The sequence below is a fragment of the Mycolicibacter heraklionensis genome, from assembly GCF_019645815.1.
Taxonomy (GTDB): Bacteria; Actinomycetota; Actinomycetes; order Mycobacteriales; family Mycobacteriaceae; genus Mycobacterium; species Mycobacterium heraklionense.
Window position 1 is genome coordinate 894,366 of record NZ_CP080997.1, and the last position, 15,702, is coordinate 910,067.

Sequence of the window (15,702 nt, forward strand, 5' to 3'; positions counted from 1 at the left end):
GGATCAGCCGCCGATCGCGCTCATCGGACGGTCCGGCTGGATGAAATCCGGATCGTTGATGCCATGGCCGGCCTTCTTGGTCCACATCGCGGCCCGCCACGCCTGCTCGATGGCGGCGTCATCGGAACCGTCTCGCAGTAGGGCGCGCAGGTCGTACTCCGCGGTGGCGAACAGACAGTTGCGGATCTGACCGTCGGCGGTGAGTCGAGTCCGGTCGCAGTCTCCGCAGAACGGCCGCGATACCGAAGCGATGATCCCGAACGTGCCTGCCGGGTGGTCCGGTCCCTCGTCCACCAGCCACACTTCGGCCGGCGCGGAGCCGCGCGGCTTCGGATCGGGCCGCAGGGTGAACTGTGCCTGGACCGTCTCCAGCAGTTGTTCGACGCTGAGCCCGGCGTCGCGGTTCCAGTTGTGGTCGGCGTCCAACGGCATCATCTCGATCACCCGCAGGTGGTAGCCCTGGAGTAGGCAGAAGCGCAGCAGGTTGATGATGTCGTCGCCGGTGATCTTCGGATCGAGCACGGCATTGACCTTGATCGGCCGCATCCCGGCCTTAGCGGCCGCGTCGAGGCCGGCGAGCACGTCGGGTAGTCGGTCGCGCCGGGTGATCTCGGCGAAGTGGGCGCGGTCGACGGTGTCCAGCGAGACGTTGATGCGGTCCAGCCCGGCCGCCACCAGGGCGCCGGCCCGGCGTGCCAGCCCCAGGCCGTTGGTGGTCAAGGCGATCTCGGGGCGAGGGCGCAGGGCTGCGGCGCCGGCCACCACGCTTTCGAGATGGCGGGCCAGCAGCGGCTCACCGCCGGTGAACCGGATGTCGGTGATGCCCAGCCGGGTGACGCCGATCCGCATCAGCCGGATCAGCTCGTCGTCGCTCAGCAGGTGCTGGCTGGGAAGCCAGTCCAGTCCCTCTGCCGGCATGCAATAGGTGCAGCGCAGGTTGCAGCGGTCGGTCAGGGATATCCGCAGATCGGTGTGGACCCGCCCGAAGGTGTCCACCAGCGGCCCGCTGGTCGGCATCTGCGCGGCGACCGCGCGCTCCACGGCTTCGTGGAAGGCGGCCTTGCGGGCGGCCTCCCGGTGGTCCGCGTCGGCGGCATCCGCGTGCGGTGGCGGTGTGCGCAGACCCGCGTGCCTCAACGTCATGTCCGTATCCGATTCGGTCGGCCGGGGAGCGACCGAATCGATTTCGGTATCCGGTCCAGATCTCCTCCGGTGGCTTGTCCAGCCTACCGAGGAAACCTGGGTGTTTTGCGGGTCTGCGTCCGAGTAAGATCGGCTGCTGACGCGTCCTGCACAGGCGGGACGCTTCCTTTATGTCCTCGAGTACGTGATCAGCGAGACGAGCAGGTGAGACCAGTGCCGACCGGCAAGGTGAAGTGGTACGACGCCGCGAAGGGCTTCGGCTTCCTGTCCCAGGAAGAAGGTGAGGACGTCTACGTCCGCGCCTCGGCCCTGCCGGACGGTGTGGAGGGTCTCAAGGCAGGCCAGCGGGTCGAGTTCGGCGTCGCCGCCGGACGTCGCGGGCCGCAGGCGTTGACGGTGAAGTTGATCGACCCGCCGCCGAGCTTGTCGCGGACCCGCCGCGAGGCGGCGCCGGCTGTCGAACACCGGCACACTCCCGATGAGCTGCACGGCATGGTCGAGGACATGATCACGCTGCTGGAAGGCACTGTGCAGCCGGAGCTGCGCAAGGGGCGTTACCCGGACCGCAAGACCGCTCGGCAGATCTCCGAGGTGGTCAAGGCCGTGGCGCGCGAGCTCGACGCCTGAGCCCAGCCAGTGCTGGCGATACCACTGCGAGTGGCGATCGTCGCTGACTGACTACTGAAATGACAGCTTCGGTACCGTGCGACCGTCGCACTGGTCTGACCACCAGACCTCCGGCCATTTTTCGTGCTAGGGTTCCGATCATGACCCTGCAGCCGATCACTCGTCAGTCGATACCCGACGAGATCTTCGCCCAGCTCGCCGGCCAGGTGCTCTCGGGTGACCGGACGCCCGGCGACACCCTGCCGAGCGAGCGAACCCTGTCCGAGGCCCTCGGGGTGTCGCGTGCCGCTGTCCGGGAGGCGCTGGGCCGGCTGGACCGTGCCCGCCTCATTCAGATCCGCCAGGGCGGGTCCACGGTGGTCCGCGACTTCCGTGCCGAGGCCGGGTTCGACGTGTTGCCGCTGCTGCTCGTGCACGGCGGCGACGTCGACCGCGCCACGTTGGCCAGCGTGATCGAGGCCCGCGCCATCATCGGGCCACAGGTGGCCGCACTGGCGGCGGCCCGCGCCAACGACGACGCCCGCGCTCGACTGCGCGCCATGGTGGACGAATTGGAAGCCGAATCAGAACCCGTGCAACGGATGTGGCGTGCCCTGGGGTTTTGGGAACTCATCGTGGACACTGCCGAGTCCATCGCGTTCCGGCTGCTGTTCAACACGCTGAACCAGGCATACGTGCCCGTCCTCGACGCGCTCGTCAACGTGATGGCTGCCGAGGTCAACGACATCGAGCACTATCGGTCGCTTGCCGAAGCCATCACCGCCGGGGATGAGGATTCCGCCCGGCTGGCCGCAGCGGAGCTGCTCGAACTGGGCAGCGCCGCCTTCGCCGCACTCGCCAACCAGTTGGAGGGTCTGCAATGAGCCGTAAACAGCAGACGCTGCGTGGGGCGTTCGCCGAATTCATCCGACACCCCAGTCCCTGGATGCTCGTCACGTGGGTGGGCGCGCTGTGGGCGGCACGCTTGGCGGTGGGTGGCTGGTCAATCGGTGACGCAGTGATTGCGGTTGCGCTCGTGGGTTTTTCGCCCCTGGGCGAGTGGTTGATCCATACCGGCATCCTGCATTGGCGACCGCGCACCGTGGCGGGCGTCACGATCGACTCACGCCTGGCCCGTGATCATCGTCTCCATCACCGCGACCCGCGCGACATTCCGCTGATCTTCATTCCGTGGCCCAGCCTGATCGTGATCATCCTCGGCCTGACGCCCTTGGCGCCGCTCGCCTTCCGTGACATCGGAAAAGGGCTGACGTTCGTGCTCACCATCGCGACATTCCTGGTGTTCTACGAATGGATTCACTACCTCGTCCACACCGATTACAAACCCCGCCATGCGATCTACCGCGCAGTGTGGCGCAACCACCGGTACCACCACTTCAAGAACGAGAAGTACTGGTTCACCGTGACCAGCTCCGGTACCGCCGACCGACTCCTGGGTACCTACCCGGATCCACGCACGGTGGAATCGTCGCGGACGGTGCGAAACCTGCACGCCCCAACACCAACCGGTTGACCCACCGTGGCCGCGGCGACGTGACGGCGTTTGGTTTGACACCAACTGGTTAATCCCCGAAGCAGCGGTTCTTCGGCGGTGGCTGGTTCAGGAGGTGTCCGATGACGCAGCAGATGCAGGTCAGCGAGGAGCAAGCACGAGCCGTTGCCGAGGAGTCTCGCGAGAGCGGCTGGGACAAACCTTCTTTCGCCAAGGGGCTGTTCCTCGGGCGGTTTCCCTTGCCGCTTATCCACCCGTTTCCGCGGCCGTCCGATGACCCGGATGGTCAAGCCGCGCGCACCGAGGATTTTCTGGGCAGGCTGCGGGAGTTTCTGGAGACCGTCGACGGCACGGTTATCGAGCGTGACGCGCAAATCCCCGACGAGTACCTCAAAGGGCTGGCCGAGCTCGGCTGTTTCGGGCTGAAGATCCCGGCCGAGTATGGCGGGCTGGGCATGTCGCAGGTCGCCTATAACCGGGCCCTGATGCTGGTGTCGAGCGTGCATCCCAGCCTCGGGGCGCTGCTGAGCGCGCATCAGTCGATCGGGGTGCCCGAACCGCTCAAGCTGGCCGGCACCGACCAACAGAAGCAGATGTTCCTGCCGCGCTGCGCGGCCGGGGCGATCTCGGCATTTCTGTTGACCGAACCGGATGTGGGCTCAGATCCCGCTCGGCTGGCGTCGACCGCGAGACCGATCGAGGACGGTTCGGCCTACGAGCTGGACGGGGTGAAACTGTGGACCACCAACGGCGTGGTGGCGCAGCTGCTGGTGGTGATGGCGCGGGTGCCCAAAGGCGACGGACACCGGGGAGGGATCAGTGCCTTCGTCGTGGAAGCCGATACGCCCGGGATCACCGTCGAACGCCGAAACAAGTTCATGGGGCTGCGCGGCATCGAGAACGGCGTGACCCGGCTGCACAAGGTTCGGGTGCCCGCCGAGAACCTGGTAGGGCGCGAGGGCGACGGCCTGAAGATCGCGCTGACCACTCTCAACGCCGGTCGCTTGGCCATTCCGGCAATGGCGACCGGATCGGCGAAATGGTCATTGAAGATCGCCCGGGAATGGTCCCGGGAGCGGGTCCAGTGGGGCCGGCCGGTCGGCGAGCACGAGGCCGTCGCCAAGAAGATCGCGTTCATCGCCGCCACCACTTACGCGCTGGAAGCGGTCCTGGAGCTGTCCGGTCAGATGGCCGACGAGGGTCGCAACGACATCCGGATCGAAGCGGCGCTCGCCAAATTGTGGTCCAGCGAGATGGGGTGCGTCATCGCCGATGAGCTGTTGCAGATTCGCGGTGGCCGCGGCTACGAGACCGCCGAGTCGCTTGCCGCGCGCGGAGAGCGTGCGGTGCCGGTCGAGCAACTGGTTCGGGATCTGCGAATCAACCGGATCTTCGAAGGCTCCAGCGAGATCATGCGGCTGCTGATCGCGCGGGAGGCGGTGGATGCCCACTTGAGCGCTGCGGGAGACCTCGCCAATCCCAAGGCCGGGCTCGGTCAGAAGGCCAAGTCCGCCGCCGGGGCCAGCGGGTTCTACGCAAAGTGGTTGCCGCAACTGGTATTCGGGGAAGGTCAACGCCCCATGGCCTATCGCGAGTTCGGCAGGTTGGCAACGCATCTGCGGTTCGTCGAACGCCATTCACGCAAGCTGGCGCGCAACACGTTCTACGGGATGGCCCGGTGGCAGGCCGGCCTGGAGAAAAAGCAGGGGTTCCTGGGACGCGTGGTGGATATCGGGGCGGAGCTGTTCGCGATGGCCGCGGTGTGCGTGCACGCTGAATCGCAGCGAGTGGCCGACGGGACCGAAGGTCAGCAGGCCTACCAGCTGGCCGACGCGTTCTGCGAGCAGTCGCGGCTGCGGGTCGGGGCGTTGTTCGCCGCGTTGTGGACCAACAGCGACCGCACCGACACTCAGTTGGCCCACGCGGTGCTGCAGGACGGCTGCGTCTGGCTGGAGGACGGCATCCTCGATCCGTCCGAGGCCACCGGTCCATGGATTGCCCACTGGGAGCCCGGGCCGTCGGCCGAACCCGATCTGGCCCGGCGCTTCTTGGCCGCTTCTCCTGCCGACTGAATCTGAGCTCCCCGCTCAGCAGTGGCTTCGATCGTGGCTCGCCATGGCACCCTGGTAGTCATGGCCAGCTACCTCGCCGGCGGCGATTTCACGCGCGACACCAACTACATCTCCACCCGGATCACCGCCGATGGCCGAGACGGTTATCCCGTCGAACCGGGCCGGTACCGGCTGGTCGTCGCGCGGGCCTGCCCGTGGGCCAATCGCGCCATCATCGTGCGGCGGCTGCTCGGGCTGGAAAAGGTTATCTCCATAGGCTTTTGCGGTCCCACCCACGATCAGCGCAGCTGGACCTTTGACCTGGACCCCGGTGGCGTCGACCCGGTGCTGCAGATCCCGCGGCTGCAAGACGCCTACTTCAAGCGCATTCCGGACTATCCCAAGGGCATCACCGTTCCGGCGATGGTCGATGTGCCCACCGGTGCGGTGGTCACCAACGACTTCGCCCAGATGACCCTGGACTTCTCCACCGAGTGGACGGCCTATCACCGCGACGGGGCTCCGCAGCTGTATCCCGAGCAGCTGCGCGACGAGATCGACGAGGTGGCCCGGCGCATCTACACCGAGATCAACAACGGGGTGTACCGGTGTGGCTTCGCCGGCACCCAGCAGGCCTACGACGCTGCCTACGACCGGTTGTTCACCGCGCTGGACTGGGTCAGCGAGCGCCTCGCCGATCAGCGATACCTGGTGGGGGACAGCATCACCGAGGCCGACGTCCGACTGTTCACCACCCTGGCCCGGTTCGACCCGGTCTATCACGGACATTTCAAATGCAACCGGCAGAAGCTGTCCGAGATGCCGGTGCTGTGGGCCTACGCTCGGGATCTGTTCCAGACACCCGGATTCGGTGACACGGTGGATTTCGTACAGATCAAACAGCACTACTACATCGTGCACGCCGACATCAATCCGTCCCAGATCGTTCCCGACGGCCCGGATCTGACGAATTGGCTTTCACCGCACGGACGAGAAGCGCTGGGCGGCAAGCCGTTCGGGGACGGCACCCCGCCGGGGCCGGTGCCGGCCGGCGAGCGGGTGCCGGCGGGCCATGGAGCTCAGTCCTAGCCGCGGGCCGCTGCCATCAGCCCGCAGTCACCTGACGGCCCCAGCGCATGCCCACCGCCCACTCGGCGTGCGGTACCGCGAACTGCTCGCCGGTGCTGGTGTCGACGACCAGGGTGAGCAGCTGCACTACCAGCCCGCGCAGCTGACCGCGTTGCGGGTCCACGGTGGGGACGGTGACCGCCAGGGTGCTGCCCGGCGGATAGATCTTGCCGGTGGAATCGGCGGGGTCGTCGTAAAGCCGCAGTAGTCGCCACGGCGCTTGACCAATGGTGTTGTCCACCGCCAGCTGCACCGGATGACGCGCGTCGACCGCCAGCGTGCCGCGCGCTTCGGTGAGCAGGCATTCGTCGAGGTCGAGCACGCTGCAGTACAGGTACGGCCCGGCGTGGGTGAGGTGGCCGTTGGAGTACACGCTGATCTGCGGCGGCGTCGGCTCCTGGGTTCGGCTGAACCACCAGGTGCCGAATCCGGCGAACGCCGCCGTCACCACCGCCAGCACCGCCACCAGCGCGGCCGTCGAGCGTTTCACCTACACATCACCCCTGTCTTGCCGGATCGAGGCGGGCGCCGTCCTGCTCGATCAGCACCGGCCGGTTGCCCCCCAGGCCGGGAATCAACGAGTCGCCGTGGAACGACAGGATGGTCTGGGCCAGACCCGGGATCAGCAGAGCGGTGATCGCGGTGAAGCCCACCCACAGGTCGGTGTATACCAGCACCCCCAGCGCACCTCCCAATACCCAGGCCAGCTGCAGGGTGGACTCGGTGCGGCCGAACGCCGACGCCCGCGACTCCTCGGGAAGGTCGTCTTGCAGGGCGGCGTCCAGCGATGCTTTCGAGATCGCACTGGCCCCCGATGTCACCAGCGCGGCGATCGCCGCCATCACCAGGGTGCCGGCCACCGCCGCCGCCAGCGCGACGGCGGTCACCGCCATGGTGCAGCGCACCACCAGCACCGCAGGGCGGCCCAGTTGCAGCCGGGCAGCCGTGAAGTTGCCGGCGAAATTGCCCAACCCGGCGGCCGCCCCGATCAGCCCGAGAATGCCCAGCTGCACCCATCCGCCCGCGTCATGCTGTTTGGCCACGAACGCCGGGTACAGGAACAAGAACCCGACCATGGCCTTGATGGTGCAATTGCCCCACAGTGCGGCGATGATGTTGCGGCCCAGCGGTTGCCGCAGAGGTTGGCTCAGCGCGTCGCCGGCCCGCCGAACCTGCTCGGGCCAGCTGCGGCGCCGTTCGTTGAAGCGGTAGCTCAGGGTGGTCGGGATCTCGCCGGTGGTCACTTCCACCCATCGCGGGATCCGCATCGACAGGACCGCGCCGGCCACCGAGACCGCGACGAGCACCAACAACGCCCCGGGCAGCTGTAGCAGCCGGGTGAAGACGTACTCGGCCCCCGCGGCGACCCCGCCGCCGACGATCGTTCCGCCGAGCAGGCCGAACATCGTCAGGCGGGAATTGACCCGCACCAGATCGATCGACGGCGGCATGACCCGTGGCGTCACCGCGCTGCGCAACACCGTGAAGGACTTCGACAGCGCCATCATCGCCAATGCGCACGGGTAGAGCACCCAGGAGCCGAAGGTGCCCGCGACCCCGTCGTAATTGGCGATCAGCACCAGGGCCAGTGCGGTGCGCAGTGAGAACGACATGGCCAGCGCGGCGCGCCGGCCGTGCTGGAGGCGGTCCAGGGCCGGGCCGATCAGCGGTGCGACCACCGCGAACGGCGCGATGGTCACGAGCAGATACAGCGCCACTCGGCCCTTGCTCTCCCCGGCGGCCGCGGCGAAGAACAAGGTGTTGGCCAGCGCCACGGCCATCGCCGCGTCCACCGCGAAGTTGGCCACCACCGGCCAGGTCAATGCGGTGAGTCCGGATTTGTCGGCGCCGTCGGCGGTGGCGGCCCGTTGCACCAGCCCGTACATCCGGGAGCCCATTTCGCGACTGCGCGCCGCGGCGGCTCGGGTGACCGTGACACGGTCGCTGGCCCCCGAACCGCCCGGAGGCTCGGGGCGGCGAGGCGTGTCGGTGTGTTCGCGTAGCGGGGGCAGGTACCGGTTGTTGCTGGGCATGGGCTTGCGCTGCCGCTGGTCACCCGCGTTGTTGCTGGGGTAGTTGGCCATGCCGGGATGTTGTCCGGCCGAGCCGTTACGCGCACCGCGGCCGGTGGCCGGAGGCGGACGGCGGCGCCGGCCCGGTTCGGGGAGATCGCGACGCCGTGCAGACACACCGCGATTCTTCCCTATGTCCGCCGTACGACCGCGTAGGCCGTGATCGTGCCTGCATGTGGCTGACAGAGCCGCGCTGCGGCAGTATGAGGGACGTCATTGAACGGAAGGGACCCGCGTGACCGGACCCAGCGCAGAATCAGCCACTGCGACCATCGCCGTGCCCACGGTGCTGGCCGCAGCCGTCGAGCAGGCCCGCTCGGCCGTCGCCGAGTTCAGCGGTGCCGAGACTGTCGGCGAGCACCTGGGAGTCGACTACGAGGACCCGACCGCCGCCACTCACCGGTTCGGTGCGCTGCTGCCCGGCTATCAGGGCTGGCAGTGGGCTGTCGTCGTCGCTGCCATCCCGGGCGCCACGGAGCCCACGGTCAGCGAGGTCGTGCTGGTGCCCGGCCCCACGGCCCTGTTGGCTCCGGAGTGGGTGCCGTGGGATCAGCGGGTCCGGCCCGGCGACCTGGGGCCGGGGGACCTGCTGGCGCCACCTGCCGACGATCCGCGCCTGGTACCCGGGTACACCTCGAGCGGCGACCCGCAGCTTGACGAGGTAGCCGGTGAGATCGGCCTGGGACGACGCTGGCTGATGAGTCCGGTGGGCCGCGCCGAGGCGGCGCAGCGCTGGCATGACGGCGAGTACGGCCCGGATTCGGCGATGGCACGGTCCACCAAGCGGGTCTGCCGCGACTGCGGCTTCTATTTGCCGCTCGCCGGCGAACTGGGCACGGTATTCGGCGTCTGCGGCAACGAAATGTCTGCCGACGGGCACGTGGTCGACAACCGGTACGGCTGCGGCGCGCACAGTGACACTCCGGCGGCCGCTGGCACCGGTTCCCCGGCATACGAGCCCTACGACGACGGCGTGCTGGAGATCGTCGATGTGACGGCGGTTCCCGCAGCCCCACCGGCTGACGAGGTCAGCGAACCGGTTGACGAGCCGGCTGAGCCGGTGGCTGATGAGGTGACCGAGGCGGCCGTCGAAGCGACCGTGGAGACCGAGGCGGCGCCGGAACCCGCGGTGGAGCCCGAACCAGTAGCAACAGAGTCAGATGCCGCCGGTGAAACGGTCGCCGATATCCCCGCCGAGCCGGGGGACCCGGAGGCAACCTGACGTGCACCGCGGTTTTCGGGGTCGGCTCTACCGTCAGCGCTGCTGCCCGAGTCGTGCGCGACGCTGAATCGCCTTGACTTCGGTCCAATTCACCTGCGGCCGAACGAGTCCCCGCCTGGCCAAGTAGCGGTTTCCCGCCGCGCGGTTACTTCTGGCGGCGCGCCACAACACCACTGCCATGCGTGCGGGTGGCGTGAACGCGGAACCGACGAAGATCCAATCGCCCCCGCGGCGCTCCAGGCGTCCCTGGATGCGCAGGGCTTTCAGGTGCCAGAGCTTTTCGTCATGCGAGTGGCAGAGTAGGTTGGCCGGGCCCTCGACGACGTCGAGGCCTTTCGGCCACACAACGACCATCTCGCCCGTAGCGGCGTCCAAGGGTAGGGAGGTCTGTCGGACGCTGACCGGATATCCGTAGGAATCGGCCGCCGTCACAACGCCGCCGATTTCCGAGAACGCCGCCAGCGCCCTGGCCGCGTCAGTCCACATGACTGAGCTCTTCGAAGTCGAATCGACGCGGGTTTTGGCTGAAATCTCTGGTAGGCCAATGCAATATCCGGTATGGCGTCACCTGTATCGCGAGGCGTACGTAGTAGAAGGGAAACAGTTGCCGACCGAGCCAACTGCTCATGAAGGCACTTGCCGGCTGTCGTGCGCAGACCTGCTCGAACAACCGGCGCAAGTCGCGATTCTCCCTGAGATCGGCGATGATGCGATCCTCGGCGATGGCGTCGCCTTGGACCAGGACGGCGCCTGGATTATCGAAGCCTGAGCCGGTGGGCTCGGAGAACAGCATGCTCACCTTCGGGTTGCGACGGATGTTGAATGCCTTCTGGGGCAAGCCGATGCTGGTACAGATCAGGAAGCGTCCATCGGGGAGCAAAAGCGGACAGATCGGCCAGGTCTGTGGCGAGCCGTCTCGAGACATCGTGGTCAACTCACAAGTGCGGAAGTTCTCGATGATCTGGAGGGCAGAGGGTTCCGGGCTCATCGCGGCAGTTCGTGAGCCCTCGAGAGCGGCGCGGTACCTCATCAGGGTGCGTCGCGCGAATACCCGGATCAGGATGCGTTGCAGTCGCGGGATGTGGCTCAGCAGTCGTCGGGCCTCATCCGCTGATGATACGTCGAAAGTCAAGCCGCCCAACACAAGACCGAGTCGGAAGTTCTTCCGCGAGATGAATTCGGAGCCGCGGGCGGCGCATTGCTGCCATTCCTCGGCGGTGATGTGTTGGTTGATGAGCGGGACGATGTTGCGCTCTTCATCGGCAAGGTGCTCGTCCACCCGAGCTGACAGATCCGCGACGGCCTCGAGGAGTTGCGCAGCGAGCCGGGCATCGGCGGTGCGTGCCCAGGACGTCAGAGCTGACTTGACCTTGGCGTCAGCGACCGCGATCGCGCGATGAGCTTGTTCCATACGTGCGACGGCTTCGGCGAATTCGGGTGCTCGGCAGTGCAGTTTCGGCCAGATCAACTCGTCTTCAGCGGCATGGTGGTGGTGTAGTGCGGCCATGATCAGCTCGATGTGAGAGCCGACGACAGCAGATCGCGCGGTGTCGCCGGCCGTGACGCTGCGAATCAAGGCGGGAAAGTCGTGCAACTCGCTGCGGAATACCTTGTGAACGATTGCCATGTCGAACGCGTCCGTCGGCATGAGGGCCTCCTTCGCCGTCTCGGGCCGTGGGAAGGCCTTTGTGTCGGCGTAGAACCCGTGTCGCGCACAGCTTGTGCGACGCGATCACGAGATGATGGACTGCCAGGATGGACATATTTAGCTGTGGTGGTCATGTAATGAATACAGTGGAACTGTACTTAAATGGCTGAGGAAGTCAAGCCTCGACGGCAATATCGCTCCGCTGCGCGCACCCGGCAGCGTGAGGCGACACGTGCGGCGATAATCGACGCCGCGACAGCCGGGTTCATCGAGAACGGCTACGCGACCACCACGATCGCGCAGATCGCTGCGCGGGCACAGGTATCGCCGGAGACCGTGTACGCCGTGTTCGGAACCAAGCGAGACGTGCTGCGCGCCGTGGTCGAACAGGCTTCGACCGGAGCGCCCAGCACCGAAGCCTGGCGTACCGGGGACTGGCTTACCCGGGTGAAGGCGGAGCCCGACCAGCGGCGCCGCCTCGAGCTGATCACCGATGCGACCCGCGACGTTCTGCGCCGGGTGGCTCCGATCGACGAGATCGTGCGCTCAGTGGCAGCCTCCGACCCGGAGATCGCCGAGCTGCAGAGCGAACTCGAACGCCGCCGTCGTAACGACCTTCGCGGGCTGGTGCAACTTCTTGCCGAGGCCGGGCCGCTGCGGGTATCAGTCGACCACGCGGTGGACCTGTGGTGGGCGCTGGGCCACAGCACCGGTCCCTACCGCTCGCTCACCGTTGACCGCGGTTGGAGCCACCGACGGGCTCGGGCCGCGATCATCGATGTCGTGGCCCGCGCTCTGCTCGCCGATGCCTAAGCCGACATCGGTCGCCACGCAGTGCCTAACCGAAGTTGAACAGGTACTCGCCCGGGAGCACGAAGATCATGTTGAAGGCGGTGTTGACCACCGCTCCCGGTAGGCCGAGCACATAGTTGACGATGTCCAGCGGGATGGTGGCCGCCTGACTGAAGGCCATCCCGAAGTCGAGGTTGATCAGGCTGGTGACCACGTTCGAGATGTCGTCGTACAACGTAAACGGCAGGCTGATAAAGCGGTTGAACAGTCCTACCGCAGCCGCCACTTCCGCGTTGAACAGGCCGACGATGTCGAACGCAGCGGCGGCGCCTGGAACGTCCAACGCGTCGGCGGCGCCGGGCAGGACGTCGAACACGTCGGCGGTGCCGGGGACGTTGAGTTCCTCGGCGATGCTGGACATGTCGAAAGGCGCGAGCCCGGCGAGGGTGTCGAAGCTGTCGACGACCGCGCTGGCGGCCAGCGCCACCTCCGCCGACACCGCGGCCACGGCGCGCGTGCTGATTTCGGGTGACGCCGCCACCGGGGCCAGGCCGGCGGCCACCAGCGCGGTCGCTGCGACGGCGACGATCGGCAGTCGCACTGCGGATTTCACGGTTTCCATGGATTCCTCCCAGTATCCTGCCCGTTTCAGGGGACGTTACTCCGCCGCCACAGGGGCGTCAGGCGTTCTCTGCGGCGGCCTTGATCTTGCTCAGCGAAGCGTTCATGCCCTCGACCAGCTCGCGTTCGAAGGTGGGCGTCCCGCCCATGAACTTGCCCACCAGAAACGCCGAGACCGCGGTGGTGTTGCCGTTTTCGACGTGCCGACTCTCGATGACCCGAGTGCCGGTGGCGGTCGGCTCGAGCTCATAGCTCCACACGCTGTGGTTCTCGGTGACGCGGAACGCCAGCTTGCGCTCCGGGATGTATTCGGTGATGACGGAGCTGGTGGGCCAGAACATCCGGCCGCGCCGGTTGACGTTGATCGTGCGGGTGCCCTGACGCACCGCACCCAGCGGCTTCATCCACCGGCACTGCGGGCTCCACTCGGGCATCCGCCGGAAGTCGGAGACCAGCGCCCACACCTTGGCCACCGGTGCGTTGATGTCGATCTGTGCCGTCAACAGCGGGGCTGCCATGGCTTTCCTCCTCGAATCGTCGGTTCGTAACTCTATTCGTTTTCAAGCCCGGTTTGGGCTCCGCGCGCGCCGCGTCGTGCCGCCCTGCGTTGCACCAGAAAGATAGTGGTGCCCACCATCCCGACGCCGAGCCCCGCCACGCTTACCGGCCGCCACCCTTCCAGCGCGGGCACCGTGAACGCGGCGATGGTTGCGCAGCAGAAGCCGGTGACCCCGGCGCGGATCACCGGCCAGACCCGCAGCAGGGCGGTCGGCAGCGGTGGCGGCTCGGGGGCGTGCTCCGGGGAGTGCTGAGGGGTCATCGCCGTTGACGTTAGCGCCTCGCCGGTAAAGTTCCCGCAGTGGCCAGGGTCGTCGATGTCGTCGATATCTTTGACCCCCGCGATTCCCGGCTGGATGATTTCCGCGACTTGAACAGCATCGACCGTCGCCCGGACCTGCCCACCGGAAAAGGGTTGGTGATCGCCGAAGGGGTGCTGGTGGTGCAGCGGATGCTGGCATCGCGGTTCACCCCGCGGGCGCTGCTGGGCACCGATCGGCGGCTGACCGAGTTGACGCCCGACCTGACCGCACCTGACGCCCCCGATGTCCCGTATTACCGGGTGTCCGCGGAGGTGATGGCCGACGTGGTGGGGTTTCACCTCAACCGAGGCGTGCTGGCCGCCGCGTCGCGGGTGCCCGAGCCGCCGGTGGCCGACCTGGTCGCCGGGGCCCGCACGATCGCGGTGCTCGAGGGCGTCAACGACCACGAGAACCTGGGTTCGATCTTTCGCAACGGTGCCGGGTTGGGCGTGGACGCCGTGGTGTTCGGCAGCGGCTGCGCCGACCCGCTCTACCGGCGCTCGGTGCGGGTCTCGATGGGGCACGCCCTGCTGGTGCCGTTCGCCCGTTCGGCGGACTGGCCCGGCGATCTGGCGATGCTGCGCGAGCAGGGCTTCCGGCTGCTGGCGATGACGCCGGACCCGCGGGCCGAGGTGTTGTCGAGTGCGATGGCGAAGGTGCGCGACGAACCGGTGGCGGTGCTGGTCGGCGCGGAGGGGCCGGGCCTGTCGGAGAAGGCGATGCGCGCCAGTGACATTCGGGTCCGCATCCCGATGTCGCGGGGAACGGACTCGCTCAACGTCGCCACCGCAGCCGCGCTGGCGTTCTACGAGCGCATTAGGCTGCCGGAATGACCTCCACCCCCCGTACGCCGTGGGGGACGGGCTTGACCGTGGCGGGGTTCGTCGCGGCGGTGACGGGGACCGCGATCACGGTGTTGAGCCTGGGGCTGCTGCGCGTGCATCCCGCGGTGGCGGTGGTGCTCAATCTGATTGCGGTGGGAGGGCTGGCGCCCACGGTATGGGGCTGGCGGCGCACTCCGGTACTGCGATGGTTGGCCTTGGGCGCCGGGATCGGCGTGGCGGGCGCGTGGCTGGTGCTGCTGGCGCTGGCCGCTCAGCGCTGACCGGTCGAACGCACCCCGAGCAGAACGTCCTCCCACCCCGGGACTTCCGGCTTGCTGCGGCGGGCGCGGCTCCCCGCGCGCTGCTGCACCGGCACCTCTTCGACCACCGCGGGGGCGGCCGGAGTCTCGAAGTCCAACTCGGCCACCGCGGCAACCGGCCGCAGCGGACGGCCGAAGCCGGGGTCGATCAGCTCCATGGCCGCGTCGTCGACCGCGGTCACCGTCCCGCCGTGCGCGCCCGGAGCGAACCGGAAGTGGGCGACGTTGTCCGAACGCCCGGCCTTCCAGGCCAGCTGCACCGTCCAGCGCCCGTCGTCGTTGCGCCACGCGTCCCAGCTGCTGCTGTCGGAGCTCAAGCCCCGCGACACCAGCGCGGAGGTGACGACCTCCAGCAGGGTCGGCACCGCCGGGCCGTCGGCCAGCACCGGGTGGGCGGCGGTCGCCAGCTCCGCGGCCCGGGACCGCTCCAGCAGCACCGGGTGGGCGAAGCGTTCCACCCGGGCGACGTCCACACCGGCTGCCGCGGCCACCTGTTCGACCGACGCCCCGGCGCGGATCCGCGCTTGGATGTCCTTGGGGCGCAGCATGCTGCTGCCCGCGTCGGCCGGATTCTGACCTACGCGGTGGCCCTCGCCGCGGACTGCGCCGCGCAGCCGGTCGTCGATGCGCACCCGGAACATCTCGGTGTGGTCTTCGCCGTCGCCGGTGCTCTCGCAGATGATGTGTTTGCCGTCGACGTCGAGGCCGATGGCCCTCAGTTCCCGCATGACTTCTCCTTGCGAACGCCCGGTTACCTGCGGACTCTAGTCCAGTCGACAGCCCGCCCCGTCGTGACACGCGGGCGTTATAACGATCCGATCACGGCGGTTTAGCGAGGCTCGACGGAGGAGAGGTGAAGCTGGGACCGCCGCATGAACCCGGCGCCGAGAGGGAGGCGGGCC

18 protein-coding genes are annotated in these 15,702 nt (G+C 67.7%); 9 read left to right on the forward strand and 9 right to left on the reverse strand.

Annotated elements, in window-relative coordinates:
- Nucleotides 1-3 precede the first annotated feature (3 nt).
- Nucleotides 4-1,143 (reverse strand): GTP 3',8-cyclase MoaA, encoded by a 1,140-nt coding sequence (moaA, locus tag K3U94_RS04295; protein ID WP_220695691.1) that lies wholly within the window; start codon nt 1,141-1,143, stop codon nt 4-6.
- Between the two features lie 213 nt (nt 1,144-1,356).
- Here moaA and K3U94_RS04300 point away from each other — a divergent pair, with 213 nt between their 5' ends.
- The 5 genes from K3U94_RS04300 to K3U94_RS04320 all read left to right on the forward strand — a co-directional run bounded on the left by K3U94_RS04300 (nt 1,357) and on the right by K3U94_RS04320 (nt 6,402).
- A complete protein-coding gene (locus K3U94_RS04300) occupies nt 1,357-1,770 on the forward strand; it encodes a cold-shock protein (RefSeq protein ID WP_046188082.1) in 414 nt (137 codons plus the stop codon).
- Nucleotides 1,771-1,910: 140 nt separating this feature from the next.
- Nucleotides 1,911-2,633, forward strand: coding sequence for a FadR/GntR family transcriptional regulator (locus K3U94_RS04305; protein ID WP_220695692.1), 723 nt, complete (start codon nt 1,911-1,913; stop codon nt 2,631-2,633).
- Nucleotides 2,630-3,283 (forward strand): sterol desaturase family protein, encoded by a 654-nt coding sequence (locus tag K3U94_RS04310; protein ID WP_220695693.1) that lies wholly within the window; start codon nt 2,630-2,632, stop codon nt 3,281-3,283. Before K3U94_RS04305 ends, K3U94_RS04310 begins: the two co-directional genes overlap by 4 nt.
- Before the next feature lie 101 nt (nt 3,284-3,384).
- Entirely contained in the window at nt 3,385-5,334 is a 1,950-nt protein-coding gene (locus K3U94_RS04315; RefSeq protein WP_220695694.1) for an acyl-CoA dehydrogenase family protein, read from the forward strand.
- A gap of 60 nt (nt 5,335-5,394) precedes the next feature.
- On the forward strand, nt 5,395-6,402 hold the full coding sequence (locus K3U94_RS04320; protein ID WP_220695695.1) for a glutathione S-transferase family protein: 1,008 nt from the start codon (nt 5,395-5,397) through the stop codon (nt 6,400-6,402).
- A gap of 16 nt (nt 6,403-6,418) precedes the next feature.
- Here K3U94_RS04320 and K3U94_RS04325 read toward each other — a convergent pair whose 3' ends face one another.
- Nucleotides 6,419-6,931, reverse strand: coding sequence for a DUF2771 domain-containing protein (locus K3U94_RS04325; protein WP_220695696.1), 513 nt, complete (start codon nt 6,929-6,931; stop codon nt 6,419-6,421).
- 7 nt (nt 6,932-6,938) lie between these two features.
- A complete protein-coding gene (locus tag K3U94_RS04330; RefSeq protein ID WP_220696666.1) occupies nt 6,939-8,525 on the reverse strand; it encodes an MFS transporter in 1,587 nt (528 codons plus the stop codon).
- 223 nt (nt 8,526-8,748) lie between these two features.
- On the opposite strand from K3U94_RS04330, the gene K3U94_RS04335 reads away from it, so the two are divergent.
- On the forward strand, nt 8,749-9,735 hold the full coding sequence (locus K3U94_RS04335; RefSeq protein ID WP_230987401.1) for a DUF3027 domain-containing protein: 987 nt from the start codon (nt 8,749-8,751) through the stop codon (nt 9,733-9,735).
- A gap of 33 nt (nt 9,736-9,768) precedes the next feature.
- On the opposite strand, the gene K3U94_RS04340 is transcribed toward K3U94_RS04335, so the two are convergent.
- Both K3U94_RS04340 and K3U94_RS04345 read right to left on the reverse strand, forming a co-directional pair.
- Nucleotides 9,769-10,221, reverse strand: coding sequence for a hypothetical protein (locus tag K3U94_RS04340; RefSeq protein ID WP_220695697.1), 453 nt, complete (start codon nt 10,219-10,221; stop codon nt 9,769-9,771).
- Nucleotides 10,211-11,383, reverse strand: a complete 1,173-nt coding sequence (locus K3U94_RS04345) for a hemerythrin domain-containing protein (protein WP_220695698.1) — start codon at nt 11,381-11,383, stop codon at nt 10,211-10,213. Before K3U94_RS04345 ends, K3U94_RS04340 begins: the two co-directional genes overlap by 11 nt.
- Before the next feature lie 162 nt (nt 11,384-11,545).
- On the opposite strand from K3U94_RS04345, the gene K3U94_RS04350 reads away from it, so the two are divergent.
- Entirely contained in the window at nt 11,546-12,196 is a 651-nt protein-coding gene (locus K3U94_RS04350) for a TetR/AcrR family transcriptional regulator (RefSeq protein WP_220695699.1), read from the forward strand.
- A gap of 25 nt (nt 12,197-12,221) precedes the next feature.
- Here K3U94_RS04350 and K3U94_RS04355 read toward each other — a convergent pair whose 3' ends face one another.
- From K3U94_RS04355 to K3U94_RS04365, 3 genes are read right to left on the reverse strand one after another with little or no spacing between them, the layout of a single operon-like run.
- The gene (locus tag K3U94_RS04355) at nt 12,222-12,797 is read right to left on the reverse strand and encodes a hypothetical protein (RefSeq protein ID WP_220695700.1); all 576 of its coding nucleotides are present in this window, start codon (nt 12,795-12,797) and stop codon (nt 12,222-12,224) included.
- A 58-nt stretch (nt 12,798-12,855) separates the two neighbouring features.
- On the reverse strand, nt 12,856-13,314 hold the full coding sequence (locus tag K3U94_RS04360) for an SRPBCC family protein (RefSeq protein WP_047317531.1): 459 nt from the start codon (nt 13,312-13,314) through the stop codon (nt 12,856-12,858).
- A gap of 32 nt (nt 13,315-13,346) precedes the next feature.
- Complete coding sequence (locus tag K3U94_RS04365) at nt 13,347-13,616, reverse strand: DUF2530 domain-containing protein (protein WP_220695701.1); 270 nt, start codon at nt 13,614-13,616, stop codon at nt 13,347-13,349.
- A gap of 39 nt (nt 13,617-13,655) precedes the next feature.
- Here K3U94_RS04365 and K3U94_RS04370 point away from each other — a divergent pair, with 39 nt between their 5' ends.
- Both K3U94_RS04370 and K3U94_RS04375 read left to right on the forward strand, forming a co-directional pair.
- Complete coding sequence (locus tag K3U94_RS04370; RefSeq protein ID WP_220695702.1) at nt 13,656-14,489, forward strand: TrmH family RNA methyltransferase; 834 nt, start codon at nt 13,656-13,658, stop codon at nt 14,487-14,489.
- Nucleotides 14,486-14,761, forward strand: a complete 276-nt coding sequence (locus K3U94_RS04375) for a DUF2537 domain-containing protein (RefSeq protein ID WP_047317528.1) — start codon at nt 14,486-14,488, stop codon at nt 14,759-14,761. Before K3U94_RS04370 ends, K3U94_RS04375 begins: the two co-directional genes overlap by 4 nt.
- Here K3U94_RS04375 and sepH read toward each other — a convergent pair.
- Nucleotides 14,752-15,528, reverse strand: a complete 777-nt coding sequence (gene sepH, locus K3U94_RS04380; protein WP_220695703.1) for a septation protein SepH — start codon at nt 15,526-15,528, stop codon at nt 14,752-14,754. The two genes, K3U94_RS04375 and sepH, sit on opposite strands and share 10 nt — an antisense overlap.
- Nucleotides 15,529-15,702: the final 174 nt, after the last annotated feature.

What these genes read in the sequence shown, in the direction of transcription:
- K3U94_RS04355 (WP_220695700.1), bottom strand. Translation starts at nt 12,797, where the DNA reads ATGGAAACCGTGAAATCCGCAGTGCGACTGCCGATCGTCGCCGTCGCA.
- K3U94_RS04320 (WP_220695695.1), top strand. Translation starts at nt 5,395, where the DNA reads ATGGCCAGCTACCTCGCCGGCGGCGATTTCACGCGCGACACCAACTAC.
- K3U94_RS04350 (WP_220695699.1), top strand. Translation starts at nt 11,546, where the DNA reads ATGGCTGAGGAAGTCAAGCCTCGACGGCAATATCGCTCCGCTGCGCGC.
- K3U94_RS04345 (WP_220695698.1), bottom strand. Translation starts at nt 11,383, where the DNA reads ATGCCGACGGACGCGTTCGACATGGCAATCGTTCACAAGGTATTCCGC.
- K3U94_RS04310 (WP_220695693.1), top strand. Translation starts at nt 2,630, where the DNA reads ATGAGCCGTAAACAGCAGACGCTGCGTGGGGCGTTCGCCGAATTCATC.
- K3U94_RS04305 (WP_220695692.1), top strand. Translation starts at nt 1,911, where the DNA reads ATGACCCTGCAGCCGATCACTCGTCAGTCGATACCCGACGAGATCTTC.
- K3U94_RS04340 (WP_220695697.1), bottom strand. Translation starts at nt 10,221, where the DNA reads ATGTGGACTGACGCGGCCAGGGCGCTGGCGGCGTTCTCGGAAATCGGC.
- K3U94_RS04365 (WP_220695701.1), bottom strand. Translation starts at nt 13,616, where the DNA reads ATGACCCCTCAGCACTCCCCGGAGCACGCCCCCGAGCCGCCACCGCTG.
- K3U94_RS04315 (WP_220695694.1), top strand. Translation starts at nt 3,385, where the DNA reads ATGACGCAGCAGATGCAGGTCAGCGAGGAGCAAGCACGAGCCGTTGCC.
- K3U94_RS04330 (WP_220696666.1), bottom strand. Translation starts at nt 8,525, where the DNA reads ATGGCCAACTACCCCAGCAACAACGCGGGTGACCAGCGGCAGCGCAAG.
- moaA (WP_220695691.1), bottom strand. Translation starts at nt 1,143, where the DNA reads ATGACGTTGAGGCACGCGGGTCTGCGCACACCGCCACCGCACGCGGAT.
- sepH (WP_220695703.1), bottom strand. Translation starts at nt 15,528, where the DNA reads ATGCGGGAACTGAGGGCCATCGGCCTCGACGTCGACGGCAAACACATC.
- K3U94_RS04360 (WP_047317531.1), bottom strand. Translation starts at nt 13,314, where the DNA reads ATGGCAGCCCCGCTGTTGACGGCACAGATCGACATCAACGCACCGGTG.
- K3U94_RS04375 (WP_047317528.1), top strand. Translation starts at nt 14,486, where the DNA reads ATGACCTCCACCCCCCGTACGCCGTGGGGGACGGGCTTGACCGTGGCG.